This window comes from Pseudomonas sp. S3E12 (genome assembly GCF_001702295.1).
Classification (GTDB): domain Bacteria; phylum Pseudomonadota; class Gammaproteobacteria; order Pseudomonadales; family Pseudomonadaceae; genus Aquipseudomonas; species Aquipseudomonas marginalis.
In genome coordinates, this window is record NZ_MBDT01000021.1 from 245,816 (window position 1) to 261,427 (window position 15,612).

A 15,612-nucleotide genomic window follows, 5' to 3' on the forward strand; every position below is an offset into this window, starting at 1 on the left:
CTTGACCGCATTCATTCAGATACAACTCGGTCGAATGTGGGAGGGGGCTTGCCCCCGATGAGGCCCGAACAAGCAACAAAAATGCCCACTTAGAGGCAATCCAAAAAAAACCGTGAGGCCCACACCGTGATCCAGACCCTGACCCACCTCCCCCATCCCCATGAAGACGGCGCCACCCTCGCCAGCCATTTCACCGACCTGGCGCCGCCCCTCAATGCGCGCCAGGCCCAACTGGAAGCCTCGCGCTGTCTGTACTGCTACGACGCCCCGTGCGTGAACGCATGCCCCAGCGAAATCGATATCCCGTCGTTCATCCGCAATATCCACACCGACAACGTCCAGGGCGCAGCGCAGAAAATCCTCTCGGCCAACATCCTCGGCGGCAGCTGCGCGCGGGTCTGCCCGACGGAGATCCTCTGCCAGCAAGCCTGCGTGCGCAACAACGCCGAAGAATGCGCGCCGGTGCTGATCGGTCTGTTGCAACGCTACGCCATCGATAACGCCCACTTCAGCGAACACCCGTTCCAGCGCGCCGTACCGACCGGCAAGCGCATCGCCGTGGTCGGCGCAGGTCCCGCAGGGCTGGCCTGTGCCCATCGTGCCGCCCTGCACGGGCATGACGTGGTGATCTTCGAAGCGCGGGAAAAAGCCGGCGGCCTGAATGAATACGGAATCGCCAAGTACAAGCTGGTGGACGACTTCGCCCAGAAGGAACTGGACTTCCTCCTGCAGATCGGCGGCATCGAAATCCGCCACGGCCAGCGCCTGGGTGACAACCTGACCCTGAGCGAACTGCACCAGCAATTCGATTCGGTATTCCTCGGCCTGGGCCTGGCGGCCAGCAAGCAACTCGGCTTACCCCATGAGGACGCACCCGGCCTGCTCGCTGCCACCGACTATATCCGTGAACTGCGCCAGGCCGACGACCTGACCCAACTGCCCCTGGCCGACCGCTGCATCGTGCTCGGCGCTGGCAATACCGCCATCGACATGGCCGTGCAAATGGCCCGGCTCGGTGCCCGTGATGTAAACCTCGTCTACCGCCGTGGTCTGGCCGATATGGGCGCCACCCAGCATGAGCAGGACATCGCCAAGGCCAATCAGGTGCGCCTGCTGACCTGGGCCCAACCCGAAGCAGTCCTGCTCGACGGCCAGGGCCACGTACGTGGCATGCGCTTCGCCCGCACCCGCCTGGAAAACGGCCGCCTGCAATCCACCGGAGAAACCTTCGAACTGGCCGCCGATGCCGTCTTCAAGGCCATCGGCCAGGGCTTCGACAACGACGCCTTGCACGACCCCCTGGCGCAACAGCTGCATCGCGTCGGCGAGCGTATCTTCGTCGACGAACAGCTGCGCACCAGCATCCCTGGGGTCTACGCCGGCGGTGACTGCGTCAGCCTCGGCCAGGACCTCACCGTGCAGGCGGTGCAACACGGCAAGCTGGCCGCCGAAGCCATGCACGCCCAACTCATGCTGAATGTGGAGGCTGCGTAATGGCCGATCTCTCGATTGTGTTCGCCGGTATCAAGGCCCCCAACCCGTTCTGGCTGGCCTCCGCGCCGCCCACCGACAAGGCCTACAACGTGGTCCGCGCATTTGAAGCCGGCTGGGGCGGCGTGGTGTGGAAAACCCTGGGTGAAGACCCGGCGGCGGTCAACGTGTCATCGCGCTACTCGGCGCACTACGGCGCCAACCGTGAAGTGCTGGGCATCAACAATATCGAATTGATCACCGACCGCTCCCTGGAGATCAACCTGCGGGAAATCACCCAGGTCAAAAAGGACTGGCCCGACCGCGCGCTGATCGTGTCGCTGATGGTGCCCTGCGTGGAGGAATCCTGGAAAAACATCCTGCCCCTGGTGGAAGCCACCGGCTGCGACGGTATCGAGCTGAACTTCGGCTGCCCCCACGGCATGCCCGAACGCGGCATGGGCGCGGCGGTGGGCCAGGTGCCGGAGTACGTGGAACAGGTGACGCGCTGGTGCAAGACCTATTGCTCGCTGCCGGTGATCGTCAAGCTCACGCCGAATATCACCGACATCCGCGTGGCGGCGCGGGCGGCGTATCGCGGCGGTGCGGATGCGGTGTCGCTGATCAACACCATCAACTCCATCACCAGCGTGGACCTGGAACGCATGGTCGCCCTGCCGATGGTTGGCACCCAGAGCACCCACGGCGGTTACTGCGGTTCGGCGGTCAAGCCGATTGCCCTGAACATGGTTGCCGAAATCGCCCGTGACCCGCAGACCCAGGGCCTGCCGATCTGCGGGATCGGCGGCATCGGCAACTGGCGCGACGCCGCGGAATTCGTCGCCCTCGGTTGCGGCGCGGTGCAGGTGTGCACGGCGGCGATGCTGCATGGTTTTCGCATCGTGGAAGAGATGAAGGATGGGCTGTCGCGGTGGATGGACAGCCAGGGCTACACCAGCCTGCAAGAATTTTCCGGGCGTGCGGTGGGCAACACCACGGACTGGAAGTACCTGGACATCAATTACCAGGTGATCGCCAGGATCGACCAAGCGGCGTGCATTGGCTGTGGGCGTTGCCATATTGCCTGTGAGGACACCTCGCACCAGGCCATCGCCAGTCTGAAACAGGCGGACGGCACGCATAAATACGAAGTGATCGATGATGAATGCGTGGGCTGCAACCTGTGCCAGATCACCTGCCCGGTGGCGGATTGCATCGAGATGGTGCCGATCGACACGGGCAAGCCGTTTTTGAATTGGACGCAGGATCCGAGGAATCCGTACCGGGAAGCGGTGTAGGCCTGCAGGCCGCTATCGGGGGCTTGCCCCCGATAGCGGCCCTCAGCCCCACCACAACAACTCAAGGCTCCAACCCAATCCCACGCAAAATCACACTGGTCACCGTCTGGATCGCCTTCTCGAATTGCATATCCGACAATGGCTGGTGATCATTCAAAATCTTCACCTGGTGATCAAAGTCGGCATAGTGCTGGGTCGACGCCCAGATCATGTACAGCAGGCTCGACGGCTCCACCGGCAGGATGCGCTTGTCTTCCACCCACTGGCGAATTTTCGCTTCCTTCATCTTGGCCCAGTCGTACAGGCTTTCATCCAACGCCTCACCGAGTGTCGGCGCGCCGTGGATGATCTCGTTGGCCCAGACCTTGGAGCCATAGGGCCGCGTGCGCGAGCGCTGCATCTTGGCGCGGATATAGCTGCTGAGCACCACCCGGGGGTCATCGAAGGTTTCGAAGCTGAGGGCGTCCTGCTTCCACACTTCCAGCAGGTCGAACAGCACCGCGCTGTACAGCTCGCTCTTGGTGGTGAAGTAGTAATGCAGGTTGGAGCGAGGCAGTTGTACTTCTTCGGCGATATCGGCCATGGCAGTGCTGCCGTAGCCCTTTTCGGCGAAGATTTTCTCCGCCGCCAGCAGGATTTTCTCGACGTTGACCCGACGAATTCCGCTCTTGTGATTGCCCATAAGGGCTCCCTGACAAAGACATGCCCCAAAGACTACCACCGCTCTAGATCGGGGCGACAGGCGCAGCCGAAACTTCGTACACTGCCCGCTCCTAACCATTGATGGGTATTGCACCATGTTGATCAAGAAAACCCTGACCACTGTCGCCCTGCTCGCCTCCCTGCTGGGTGCCTCCGCAGCATTTGCCCATGCTCATCTGAAAAGTGCCACGCCTGCGGCAGACAGCAGCGTCACCGCGCCCAAAGACCTGCGCCTGACCTTCAGCGAAGGCGTCGAAGCCACCTTCACCAAAGTCTCCTTGAGCAAGGACGGCACCGAAATCGCCATCAAAGGCCTGGAAACCCCGGACGCCGACAAGAAAACCCTGGTGGTGACACCGGCCGCCCCACTTGCGGCGGGCACCTACAAGGTGGTGTGGAATGCGGTGTCGGTGGACACCCACAAGAGCAACGGTGAATACAGCTTCAAGGTCGGCCAATAACCCATGGCAACGCTGCTGGTGCTGTGCCGGTTCGTGCATTTCATCGTCGTGCTGTTGATGTTCGGGGCCAGTGTATTCAGGCCCTGGCTCCTCGGCGCTGAACCGCAGCCGGTGCTGGACCGGCAATTGCTGCGCATCACCCGTGGGCTGGCATGGACGGCCCTCGCGTCGGGGCTGATCTGGCTGGGGTTGATTACCGCCAGCATGGCCGGTTCATGGCCGGCGGCACTGGAGCTGTCGACCGTGCAGTTGGTGTTGGGCAAGACCTTTTTTGGCCAGGTGTGGACCTGGCACCTGATCGTCAATGGCTTGCTGGTCATCGCCCTGATGACCCCGTGGAAAACCCCGCGCCTGCCATTGCTCACACTGCTGCTGATGACCCTCGCCCCGGTCGGGCATGGCGCCATGCTCGATGGGCTGAGCGGGCAGTTGTTGATCCTCAACCAGGTGGTGCACCTGATATGCGTCGGCGCATGGCTGGGTGGGTTACTGCTGCTGGTATTGATCCTCAGGCAGCCACAGCGCCTTGAACTGGCGCCTGTCCTGCGTCGTTTCAGCGGCGTGGGTTATGGCCTGGTCACCGGCCTGCTGGTGACCGGCCTGATCAATGTGCGCGTACTTACCGGGCAGCTGTGGCCCACGCCGTTGTTCAGTGGTTTTGCCCTGATTCTGCTGATCAAGGTGATGCTGGTGCTGGGCATGTTGGCGCTGGCATTGTTGAACCGGTTGCGCCTGGATAGCGGCGAACAGCGGTTGGGCAGCTTGAAGGCCAGCGTGATGCTGGAATGGCTGCTCGGTATTTGTGCAGTCGCGGCCGTTTCACTCCTTGGCACTTTGCCGCCGATGGTCCTGGCGGGCTGAATGTGGAAGGGGCAAGTCGAATCGTCGCACCGCCCCTCCCACATTGACCCTGTGCGCTCTGGATCAACCCACACCTAGTCATCGTATAACTTCTGCTTGACACCCCACGAAAACCCCGCAAATATCCGCCCCAACGTTGTACGACGACGTATAACAAATAATAAAAACAACAAATGAAAGGGAGCGTCACTGTGAGTCCATTCGCCCGCAATTCGTCCGCGCGTCTCAGTGTTATCGGCCTGTTTACCCTGCCCCTCGTCGCCCACGCCGACGGTTTCGTCGACGACGCCAAGGCCACGCTCAACCTGCGCAACGCCTACTTCAACCGCAACTTCACCAACCCGAGCAACCCCCAGGGCAAGGCTGAAGAGTGGACGCAGAGTTTTATTCTCGACGCCAAGTCCGGCTTCACCCAGGGCACCGTGGGGTTCGGCATTGATGTGCTGGGGCTGTATTCCCAGAAGCTCGATGGCGGCAAAGGCACCGGCGGTACCCAACTGTTGCCGATCCACGACGACGGCCGCCCCGCCGACAACTTCGGGCGCCTGGGCGTGGCGCTGAAAACCAGGCTGTCGAAGACCGAATTGAAGGTCGGCGAATGGATGCCGGTGCTGCCGATCCTGCGCTCCGACGATGGCCGCTCGCTGCCCCAGACCTTTCGCGGCGGCCAGGTGACGTCCAGCGAAATCGCCGGCCTGACCCTCTACGGCGGCCAGTTTCGCGGCAACAGCCCGCGCAACGACGCGAGCATGGAAGACATGTTCATGAACGGCAAAGCGGCGTTCACCTCCGATCGTTTCAACTTCGGCGGCGGCGAATACACCTTCAACGACAAGCGCACCCAGGTCGGCGTGTGGTACGCCGAGCTGGCCGATATCTACCAGCAGCAGTACCTCAACCTGACCCACAGCCAGCCCGTGGGCGACTGGACCTTGGGGGCCAACCTCGGCTTCTTCAACGGCAAGGAAGACGGCAGCGCCCTAGCCGGCGACCTCGACAACAAGACCGTGTTTGCCCTGCTCTCGGCCAAATACAACGGCAACACCTTCTACGTGGGCCTGCAAAAACTCACCGGCGACAGCGTGTGGATGCGCGTCAACGGCACCAGTGGCGGCACCCTGGCCAACGACAGCTACAACGCCAGCTACGACAACGCCAAGGAAAAATCCTGGCAGGTGCGGCATGACTTCAACTTCGTGGTACTCGGCGTGCCGGGGCTGACCTTGATGAACCGTTATATCAGCGGCAGTAACGTACACACCGGGGCGATCACCGATGGCAAGGAATGGGGGCGCGAATCGGAACTGGCCTACACCGTGCAGAGCGGTGCGTTGAAGAACCTCAACGTTAAGTGGCGGAATTCCACCATGCGTCGGGATTTCAGCAACAACGAGTTCGACGAAAACCGGATCTTTATCAGCTATCCACTCTCCCTGCTGTAGAACCTAGTCTCCCAGCCCCAGGAAATCCCCTGTGGGAGGGGGCTTGCTCCCGATGGCGGTGGGTCAGTAACAGATGCATTCACTGGCATGCCCTCATCGAGGGCAAACCCTCTCCCACATTTTGCTCCGCACTCTATCCGCAAGAACGTTGACAACCTGGGGGATCCCTAACAATACTTCGGCATAGTCATACGACAACCTACAACAAAAATTTGGAATCCCCATGACCACGACCACCCTCGCTCCCTTCAACCGCCTGCTGCTCACCGGTGCCGCCGGTGGCCTCGGCAAAGTCCTGCGCGAACGCCTGCGTCCCTACACCCAGGTGCTGCGCCTGTCGGACATCGCCAGCATGGCCCCGCCGGTGGATGCCTCGGAAGAAGTCCAGGCCTGTGACCTCGCCGACAAACAAGCGGTGCACCACCTGGTGGAAGGCGTCGACGCCATCCTGCACTTCGGCGGTGTATCGGTAGAGCGTCCGTTTGAAGAAATCCTCGGCGCCAATATCAGCGGCACCTTCCATATCTACGAAGCCGCGCGCCGCCATGGGGTCAAGCGCGTGGTCTTCGCCAGCTCCAACCATGTGATCGGTTTCCACAAGCAGGGTGAAAAACTCGACGCCCACTCCCCACGCCGTCCCGACAGCTACTACGGCCTGTCCAAGTCCTACGGTGAAGACATGGCGAGTTTCTACTTCGACCGCTACGGCATCGAGACCGTGAGCATCCGTATCGGCTCCTCGTTCCCCGAGCCGCAGAACCGCCGGATGATGCACACCTGGCTGAGCTTCGACGACCTGACCCAACTGCTCGAACGCGCGCTGTATACGCCGAACGTCGGCCACACGGTGGTCTACGGCATGTCGGATAACCTCGACACCTGGTGGGACAACCGCTACGCCGCGCACCTGGGCTACGCCCCGAAAGACAGCTCCGAAGTCTTCCGTGCCCAGGTCGAAGCCCAGCCACCGATGGCCGCCGATGACCCGGCCAAGGTCTATCAGGGTGGGGCGTTCTGCGCCGCCGGGCCGTTCGGTGACTGAGTTCACACCAACCCAAGGGAATGAGTGGCCATGACTGCTGAATTGATTGTCGACGCCCGCAATGCCGTGGGCGAATGCCCGGTGTGGGTGCCCGAAGAAAACGCCCTGTACTGGGTGGATATCCCCAACGGCGGCCTGCAAAAATGGAGCGCCGCCACCGGCCACGTTGCCGCCTGGAAAGCCCCGCAGATGCTCGCCTGCATTGCCCGCACCAGCGCGGGCAACTGGGTCGCCGGGATGGAAACCGGCTTCTTCCAACTCACGCCGCACAACGACGCCAGCCTCGATACCACGCCGTTGGCCAGTGTCGAGCATCCACGCCCGGACATGCGCCTGAACGACGGCCGTTGCGACCGCCAGGGCCGTTTCTGGGCCGGCAGCATGGTGCTGAACATGGGCGCGAATGCGGCCGAAGGTATCCTCTATCGCTATGCATCGGGTTCAGCCCCCCACGCCCAGCTGGACGGTTTTATCACCCTCAACGGCCTGGCCTTCAGCCCCGATGGTCGCACGATGTATGCCTCGGATTCGCACCCGCTGGTCCAGCAGATCTGGGCCTTCGACTACGACATCGACACCGGCACGCCGTCCAACCGTCGCGTGTTCGTCGACATGCACAACTTCCTCGGCCGCCCCGACGGCGCCGCCGTGGACGCCGATGGCTGCTACTGGATCTGCGCCAACGACGCCGGCCTGATCCACCGCTTCACCCCCGATGGACGCCTGGACCGTTCCCTGAGCGTGCCGGTGAAAAAACCCACCATGTGCGCCTTCGGCGGCAGCCGCCTGGACACCCTGTTTGTCACCTCGATCCGGGACGACCAGAGTGCCCAGTCAGTGTCCGGCGGCGTGTTCGCCCTCAACCCCGGCGTCACCGGATTGCCGGAGCCCCACTTCATCCTCTAGCTGCATCGCTGTGCCTTGAATACAACAATAACAACACAGGAGTGACCTCCCATGGACTTCAAACGCACCTTGCTCGCCGCCGCAGTCTTTACCCTCAGCAGCGCCGCCCATGCGCTGGAAATCAAATTCGCCGACATCCACCCCGCCGGCTACCCCACCGTCGTCGCCGAAGAAAACATGGGCAAGGCCCTGACCAAGGAAAGCAACGGCGAACTGACCTTCAAGTACTTCCCCGGCGGCGTGCTGGGCTCCGAGAAGGAAGTGGTCGAACAGGCCCAGGTCGGCGCCGTGCAGATGACCCGCGTCAGCCTCGGCATCGTCGGGCCGGTAGTACCGGACGTGAACGTGTTCAACCTGCCGTTCGTGTTCCGCGACCAGGCGCATATGCGCAAGGTCATCGATGGCGAGATCGGCGATGAAATCCTCGCCAAGATCACCGACTCCGAGTTCGGCCTGGTGGCCCTGGCCTGGATGGACGGCGGCACGCGCAACCTCTACACCAAGAAACCGGTGCGCAACATCGAAGACCTCAAGGGCATGAAGATCCGCGTGCAAGGCAACCCGCTGTTCATCGATGCGTTCAACGCGATGGGCGCCAACGGGATTGCCATGGACACCGGCGAGATCTTCAGCGCCTTGCAGACGGGGGTGATCGACGGCGCGGAGAACAACCCGCCGACCCTGCTGGAACACAATCACTTCCAGAACGCCAAGTACTACACCCTCACCGAGCACCTGATCCTGCCCGAGCCCATCGTGATGTCGAAAATCACCTGGAATAAGCTCACCCCGGCGCAACAGGTCATGGTCAAAAACGCCGCCAAGGCCGCCCAGGCCGATGAGCGCGCGCTGTGGGATGCCAAGTCCGCCAGCAGTGAGGAAAAACTCAAAAAGGCCGGCGTCGAGTTCATCACCGTCGACAAAAAGCCCTTCTATGACGCCACCGCAGCGGTTCGCGCCAAGTACGGCGCGCCTTACGCCGACATCATCGCGCGCATCGACGCCGTTCAATAACCTCCCCTGCCTCTCGCACAAGGCCCGGCGCGGTCTGCACCGACGCGCCCGGTTACGGTGAACGCCATGAAGAATCTACTGCTGCGCATCAACGACCGCATCTACATGACCTGCATCTGGGTCGCCGGCCTTTCGGTTCTCGGCGTCGCGCTGATCATTCCCTGGGGCATCTTCGCCCGCTACGTCCTCGGCACCGGCTCCAGCTGGCCGGAGCCCACCGCCATCCTGCTGATGCTGGTGTTCACCTTTATCGGTGCCGCCGCCAGCTACCGCGCCGGCGCGCATATGTCGGTGGCCATGGTCACGGACCGCCTGCCGCCCGCCCAGCGCCGCATCGTCGGCATCCTGTCGCAACTGTTGATGGGCACCATCTGCCTGTTCATGGCGATCTGGGGCACCAAGCTGTGCCTATCCACCTGGAACCAGTTCATGAGTGCCATCCCGACCCTGCGCGTGGGCATCACCTATATGCCGATCCCGATTGGCGGGCTGCTGACCCTGATCTTCGTGGTGGAAAAACTCCTGCTCGGTGACCAGAGCAACCGGCGCGTGGTGCGCTTCGACCTGGTGGAAGAAAGCGAAGGGGCTGCCTGATATGGACGCATTGATTCTGCTGGGCAGCTTTATCGCCTTGATCCTGATCGGCATGCCGGTGGCCTACGCCCTGGGCTTGTCGGCGCTGATTGGCGCATGGTGGATCGACATCCCGTTCCAGGCCCTGATGATTCAGGTGGCAGGCGGGGTAAACAAATTCTCGCTGATGGCGATTCCGTTCTTCGTGCTGGCAGGGGCGATCATGGCCGAGGGCGGCATGTCGCGGCGCTTGGTGGCATTTGCCGGGGTGCTGGTGGGGTTTGTACGCGGCGGCCTGTCGCTGGTGAACATCATGGCCTCGACGTTTTTTGGCGCCATCTCCGGCTCGTCGGTGGCCGACACCGCCTCGGTGGGCTCGGTGCTGATCCCGGAAATGGAGCGCCGTGGCTACCCACGGGAATTTGCCACCGCCGTCACCGTCAGCGGTTCGGTGCAGGCGCTGCTGACCCCGCCCAGCCATAACTCGGTGCTCTACTCCCTGGCGGCGGGCGGCACGGTGTCCATCGCCTCGCTGTTCATGGCCGGCGTGGTGCCTGGGTTGTTGATGAGCGCGTGCCTGATGGTGCTGTGCCTGATCTTCGCGAAAAAACGCAACTACCCCAAGGGCGAAGTGATCCCGCTCAAGCAGGCGCTGAAAATCTGCGCCGACGCGCTCTGGGGCCTGATGGCCATGGTGATCATCCTCGGCGGCATCCTCTCGGGCATCTTCACCGCCACCGAGTCCGCCGCGATTGCCGTGCTGTGGGCGTTCTTCGTGACCATGTTCATCTACCGCGACTACAAATGGAGCGAGCTGCCCAAGCTGATGCACCGCACGGTGCGCACCATTTCCATCGTGATGATCCTGATCGCCTTCGCGGCCAGCTTCGGCTACATCATGACCCTGATGCAGATCCCGGCGAAGATCACCACGCTGTTCCTGACCCTGTCGGACAACCGCTACGTGATCCTGATGTGCATCAACGCCATGCTGCTGTTGCTCGGCACGGTGATGGACATGGCGCCGCTGATCCTGATCCTCACGCCAATCCTGCTGCCGGTAATCCTCGGTATCGGCGTCGACCCGGTGCACTTCGGCATGATCATGCTGGTCAACCTCGGCATCGGCCTGATCACCCCGCCGGTGGGTGCGGTGCTGTTCGTGGGGGCGGCGGTGGGCAAGGTCAGTATCGAGAAGACCGTGAAGGCGCTGCTGCCGTTTTATGCCGTGCTGTTCCTGGTGCTGATGGCGGTGACGTACATTCCGGCGCTGTCGTTGTGGCTGCCGAGCGTGGTGCTGTGATGATTGAACTCGAAGATAACCTGACCCACCTCACCCTGAACCCGGCCGTGGGCGGCAGCCTGGTCAACTGGACGGTGCGCGCCACCGGCCAGCCGTTGTTGCGCCATAACGATGAGCAGGCGATCCATACCGGTTTGCCGGGCAAGCTGGGGTGCTATCCATTGGTGCCCTGGTCCAACCGCATTGCCCACGGCGGTTTCGACAACCCCGACGGTTGGCTCGCGCTCACGCCCAACAGCCTCACCGATCCGCTGCCGATCCATGGCTCGGCCTGGCAACAGGCGTGGCGGGTGGTCAGCCACACGGCGGATGAAGTGGTGCTGGAGGTGCTGTGCGAGACGCCGTTTGCCTATCGCGCCGAGCAGCGGATTCGCTTGAGCGAAGGAGCGTTGAGTATTGAACTGCGGGTGACCCATCTGGCCGAAACAGCCGCATGGCATGGCGTGGGCTTGCATCCGTACTTTCCGCGCCGGCCGGGTACCCGGTTGCAGGCCAGGGCCGCACAGGTGTGGATGAGTGACGCATCCAAGCTGCCGACGGGGTTGGCGCCAGTGCCGGGCGAGTGGGACTTCCAGGCATTGAAGCCCCTGCCCGAAGGCCTGGTGGACAACGGCTTCTGTCAGTGGGATGGCTATTGCCGGATCGAACAGCCGGACCTGGGCTATGCGCTGGAATGCCAGGCCAGCGGGGCCGATTACTTCCTGCTGTACTGCCCGCCGGGGCTGGGGTTCTTTTGCATCGAGCCGGTGAGCCATCCGGTGAATGCTCATCACCTGGCGGGACGGCCGGGCCTGAAACTGCTGGAACAGAATCAGTCGGTCCAGCTCAATTTCAACCTGAAATACACCCCCCTGTAGGAGCGAGCTTGCTCGCGAAGAACCTCAGGGCAACGCGGGGCATCAGGCGCCCCGCGTTATCGTTGACGATCTTCGCGAGCAAGCTCGCTCCTACGGGGATCAGCGCCATGCTCAAGGTGGGGAGTTTTTGAGGCGGCCGGCGGTATCGATACTCACCACCACCGACAACCCCGGCCGCAACCGCTCGCTCTCAGCCTGATCCGGGTCCACCGTAATCCTGACCGGCACGCGCTGGGCAATCTTCACAAAGTTGCCCGTCGCGTTGTCCGCCTGCAACAGGCTGAACTCCGAGCCCGTGGCCGGGGAAATATGCTGCACCGTGCCGTGAAACCTGCGGTGGTTCAGCGCATCCACGGTGAAGGTTACCGGCTGGCCGACCTGCACATTGTCCATCTGGGTTTCCTTCATGTTGGCGATCACCCACAGCTGCTTCGGCACCAGCGCCATCAACTGCGCGCCGGAGTTGACGTAGGCCCCCAGGCGCACGCCAATCTGCCCCAACTGCCCGTCACGCGGCGCCGTAATGCGGGTGTTGGACAGGTCGATCCGCGCCAGCTCCACCGCCGCCTCGGCACTGGCCACCGCCGCTTCCAGGGAGCCGCGATTGACGATCACCGTCTGCAAATCCTGCCGCGCGATTTCCAGGCTGGCCTGGGCCTGGGCCACCGCCGCGATGGTCTGGGCATTGGCGGCGCGGGTCACGTCCAGCTCGCGCTTGGACACCGAACCGTCGCTGATCAGCTCTTCGTTGCGGCGCAGGTCGGCGGTGCTTTTGCGCGCCTGGGCCTGGCTGTCCACCAGTGCGGCCTGGCGCAGCTTGATGGTGGCTTCGGCACTGTTGCGTTGCTGCACCACATTGGCCAGCGCGGCCTTCTGCACCGCCAGTTGCGCCAGGGCCTGGTCGAGGCGCTGCTTGTAGATGCGGTCATCCAGGCGCACCAGCAGGTCGCCGGCCTTGACGTACTGGAAGTCCTGCACCGGCACCTCGAACACATAGCCGCTGAGCTGCGGGCCGATAATGGTCACCTGGCCGCGCACCAGGGCGTTCTCGGTGGTTTCCACCGCGCTGCTGAACGGCGGCAATTGCCAGGCATACAGCACGATCAGCACGCCGACGATGGCAATCGCGGCAAAGCCCAGGGACGAGAGAATGCGCACGCGCAATGAGCGCGGCTCGGTGACCGTGGCGCCGGGCGGCGTGGTGCCTTCCGGGGTGGCGGCGATGGCGTTGGTGGTCGTGGTGGTCGGTTCGGTCATGAAGTAGCGCCGCTGGGTTGAACGGGAGTGGCTGTTTTAGTGGTGCTCATCAGCCACAGACTGCGGATAAAGATCCAGATCATGGTCAGGATCGCGACAATCGCGATCAGCATGAACACATCGTTGTAGGCCATGACATTGGCCTCGCGGGTCGCCGCGGTGGCCAGGCTACGGATGCCCATGAGGTTCCGCAGTTCCGGGTCGGCGACGATACCGCCATAGGCCGAGCCGCCGCCCTGCACCCGCGCGGCCACACGCGGGTCGAGCAGCGTCAAGTGCTCGACGATCATGCTGGAATGATACTTCTCGCGCACGATCTGGAAGGTCCCGAGCAAAGCCGCGCCGATCAGGCCGCCGAGGTTCTGGCAGATCCCGAACATCACCGAAAAGCTCACCAGGTTACGCGGGTTGGCCAGCACGTTTTTGGTCCCCAGCACCATGGTCGGCCCCAGGAAGAAGGTGCCACCGAAGCCTAGCAGGAACTGACTGATGTACAGGTTCTGCGGACGCGTGAGGTTGCTGGAGAAACTGTCCATCACCGAGCCGGTGGCCATCAACGCCAGGGAAATCACCAGCGGCATCAGCAGGTGCGCCGGGTTGATCGTCAGCGCACTGACCGCCAGCCCGCTGATCGCGCCGGCCAGCATCACCACGTACAGCGTATGCATCTGCTGGTAGCTCATGTTCAGCATCTGCATGAACCCCACCGCACCGGTGGACTGCTCGGACAGCACCATGCGAATCAGGATCACCGCCAACGCCAGGCGGATCATGGTGCCGCTGCCCAGCCAGCGGGTCATCAGCATCGGGTTGGCGCGGTTATGCTCGATGGCCAGGCCGGCCATGATCAGCACCAGGGAACAGGCCGAGGCCACGCCGATCCACGGCGCTTCCAGCCACCAGTCGATACGCCCCAGGGACAGCACCGCACACAGCAGCGCGACACCGCTGGCGAGAATGGCGAAGGTGACGAAGTCGAGTTTTTCAAAGGTCTTGAAGCGGTCGCCGGGGGGCAGTTTGAGCAGGAATACACAACCCAGGCAGATCAGCGCCAGGCCCAGTTCGAACAGGTAAAGCCCGCGCCATTCGGCGATCTGCAACAAGTCCTCGGAGAACAGCCGCGCCAGGGGCAAGGCCAACTGCGCAGTGCCCAGCCCCAGCACCAGGGATTTCAACCGCCACTTGGCCGGGAACGCCTGGATCATGTAGTACAAGCCCAACGAACTCAGCGCCGCACCCACCATGCCATGGGCCGCCCGTACGGCGATGGCCGAGTTGAGGTCGTTGACGAACAAGTGGCCGAAGGTCACCAGCGCATACAGCACCAGGAACACCTCGGTAAACGCCCGCAGGCCGAATTGCTGGCGGAACTTCACCAGCAGCAGGTTCATGCATACGTTGGTCATCACATAGGCGGCGGGCAGCCAGGCCATTTCCGCAGTGGTCGCACCGAGGGCGCCTTGCAGGTATTGCAGGTTGGCGATGACCAGCGCGTTGCCCAGGCCACCGGTGATTGCCACCAGCACGCCGACCATCGCAAACAGCCAGCGCTTGTGCGTCGGATGCAACGGCGTCGACGGCGAGCCCGGCAGGCTCGGGCGCTCGTGGGGTTCCCAGGGGCGGGGGGTGTATTTGTCCATTCGATGACCTAGATGAGCCGACGGGTGACGTCGGTAAAACCACTACTCAGAGACAGTAAACCTGAGCGGAGTTCATCTTGCCATCTTGGGCGCATCGTTCAGCGCCTATTCAGTCACTCCTACAGCGCTTTCTTTAGTCGAGGGCAATGCCGCGATGATCTCGGCGCGGCAGGTTTCCAGTATTTCATCCGCGAGCGGCGAGTCATCCGGACACGCCCGCGACAGCATGACCGCACCGATTGCATGGGCCAGCAGGTCGATCATCTTCGCGCGTGCCTCTTGCCTGGTGACATCCACCGCCTGCGCGTACTTGTCCCCAAGGGCTGCAAGCGTATTTTCAACGCCACTGGCAAAGGTCGCCTTCAGATCACCGGGCTGGCGGGCGGCGTCACCGCACAGGGCTGCCAGGGTACACCCCGCTGCCCTGCCGTCGCGGTGATCCCTGGACACGTACAGGTCGACAAATCCCGGCACGTCGAGATCGCAGGTACTCGACAGGGATTTGGCCAGGCTGTTTTCGGCCGCTTCGGCCATCAGATCGGCCTTGGAGCCAAAGTGTTTGTAGAAGCCTCCCTGGGTAAAACCCGCAGTAGCCATAAGCTCTGCCACACCCACACCGTCATAGCCACGCTCACGAAACAGCTCTGACGCCGTCTCCACAATATGAGCTCGATTGGCGAGTGATTGCGTCTTGGTGATCTTCATTTCGCGGCCCTTACGACTCCTGAACAATGACCTGATCATACTCTGATGTCGGTCATAATCAAAACCATTGACAGCTTTGAT

15 protein-coding genes and 1 pseudogene are annotated in these 15,612 nt (G+C 62.5%); 11 read left to right on the forward strand and 5 right to left on the reverse strand.

Annotated elements, in window-relative coordinates; all coding sequences use genetic code 11:
- Positions 1-126 precede the first annotated feature (126 nt).
- The gene (locus tag BB029_RS17740; protein WP_065940164.1) at positions 127-1,494 is read left to right on the forward strand and encodes an NAD(P)-dependent oxidoreductase; all 1,368 of its coding nucleotides are present in this window, start codon (positions 127-129) and stop codon (positions 1,492-1,494) included.
- Positions 1,494-2,768 carry an NAD-dependent dihydropyrimidine dehydrogenase subunit PreA gene (gene preA, locus BB029_RS17745; protein WP_065927011.1) on the forward strand — a complete coding sequence of 425 codons (1,275 nt, stop codon included), beginning with the start codon at positions 1,494-1,496 and terminating at the stop codon, positions 2,766-2,768. The genes BB029_RS17740 and preA overlap by 1 nt, the downstream gene beginning before the upstream one ends.
- A gap of 61 nt (positions 2,769-2,829) precedes the next feature.
- On the opposite strand, the gene BB029_RS17750 is transcribed toward preA, so the two are convergent.
- Positions 2,830-3,450 carry a TetR/AcrR family transcriptional regulator gene (locus BB029_RS17750; RefSeq protein ID WP_027606227.1) on the reverse strand — a complete coding sequence of 207 codons (621 nt, stop codon included), beginning with the start codon at positions 3,448-3,450 and terminating at the stop codon, positions 2,830-2,832.
- Between the two features lie 115 nt (positions 3,451-3,565).
- On the opposite strand from BB029_RS17750, the gene copC reads away from it, so the two are divergent.
- From copC to BB029_RS17795, 9 genes are all read left to right on the forward strand, one after another.
- On the forward strand, positions 3,566-3,931 hold the full coding sequence (copC, locus tag BB029_RS17755) for a copper homeostasis periplasmic binding protein CopC (RefSeq protein ID WP_065940165.1): 366 nt from the start codon (positions 3,566-3,568) through the stop codon (positions 3,929-3,931).
- 3 nt (positions 3,932-3,934) lie between these two features.
- Entirely contained in the window at positions 3,935-4,792 is an 858-nt protein-coding gene (gene copD, locus BB029_RS17760) for a copper homeostasis membrane protein CopD (protein ID WP_065940166.1), read from the forward strand.
- Positions 4,793-4,983: 191 nt separating this feature from the next.
- Positions 4,984-6,234, forward strand: a complete 1,251-nt coding sequence (locus BB029_RS17765; protein ID WP_065940425.1) for an OprD family porin — start codon at positions 4,984-4,986, stop codon at positions 6,232-6,234.
- Between the two features lie 223 nt (positions 6,235-6,457).
- Positions 6,458-7,276, forward strand: coding sequence for an NAD(P)-dependent oxidoreductase (locus BB029_RS17770; protein ID WP_065940167.1), 819 nt, complete (start codon positions 6,458-6,460; stop codon positions 7,274-7,276).
- Positions 7,277-7,306: 30 nt separating this feature from the next.
- Positions 7,307-8,182: an SMP-30/gluconolactonase/LRE family protein gene (locus tag BB029_RS17775; protein ID WP_065940168.1), complete on the forward strand. Its 876-nt coding sequence runs from the start codon at positions 7,307-7,309 to the stop codon at positions 8,180-8,182.
- A gap of 51 nt (positions 8,183-8,233) precedes the next feature.
- Positions 8,234-9,196: a TRAP transporter substrate-binding protein gene (locus BB029_RS17780; RefSeq protein ID WP_065940169.1), complete on the forward strand. Its 963-nt coding sequence runs from the start codon at positions 8,234-8,236 to the stop codon at positions 9,194-9,196.
- A 66-nt stretch (positions 9,197-9,262) separates the two neighbouring features.
- Complete coding sequence (locus tag BB029_RS17785) at positions 9,263-9,790, forward strand: TRAP transporter small permease (protein WP_027606220.1); 528 nt, start codon at positions 9,263-9,265, stop codon at positions 9,788-9,790.
- 1 nt (position 9,791) lies between these two features.
- Positions 9,792-11,072, forward strand: coding sequence for a TRAP transporter large permease (locus BB029_RS17790; protein WP_065940170.1), 1,281 nt, complete (start codon positions 9,792-9,794; stop codon positions 11,070-11,072).
- Positions 11,072-11,929, forward strand: a complete 858-nt coding sequence (locus BB029_RS17795; RefSeq protein ID WP_065940171.1) for an aldose 1-epimerase — start codon at positions 11,072-11,074, stop codon at positions 11,927-11,929. Before BB029_RS17790 ends, BB029_RS17795 begins: the two co-directional genes overlap by 1 nt.
- Here BB029_RS17795 and BB029_RS33835 read toward each other — a convergent pair.
- The 4 genes and pseudogenes from BB029_RS33835 to BB029_RS17810 form a co-directional block, all read right to left on the reverse strand.
- Positions 11,925-12,038 (reverse strand): annotated as a pseudogene (locus BB029_RS33835) (outer membrane lipoprotein carrier protein LolA); the annotation flags it as partial. The gene BB029_RS17795 and the pseudogene BB029_RS33835 sit on opposite strands and share 5 nt — an antisense overlap.
- A 2-nt stretch (positions 12,039-12,040) precedes the next feature.
- Entirely contained in the window at positions 12,041-13,186 is a 1,146-nt protein-coding gene (locus tag BB029_RS17800) for an HlyD family secretion protein (RefSeq protein WP_065940172.1), read from the reverse strand.
- Positions 13,183-14,826 (reverse strand): MFS transporter, encoded by a 1,644-nt coding sequence (locus BB029_RS17805; RefSeq protein ID WP_065940173.1) that lies wholly within the window; start codon positions 14,824-14,826, stop codon positions 13,183-13,185. The genes BB029_RS17800 and BB029_RS17805 overlap by 4 nt, the downstream gene beginning before the upstream one ends.
- Positions 14,827-14,931: 105 nt before the next feature.
- A complete protein-coding gene (locus BB029_RS17810; RefSeq protein ID WP_065940426.1) occupies positions 14,932-15,531 on the reverse strand; it encodes a TetR/AcrR family transcriptional regulator in 600 nt (199 codons plus the stop codon).
- Between the last annotated feature and the right edge of the window lie 81 nt (positions 15,532-15,612).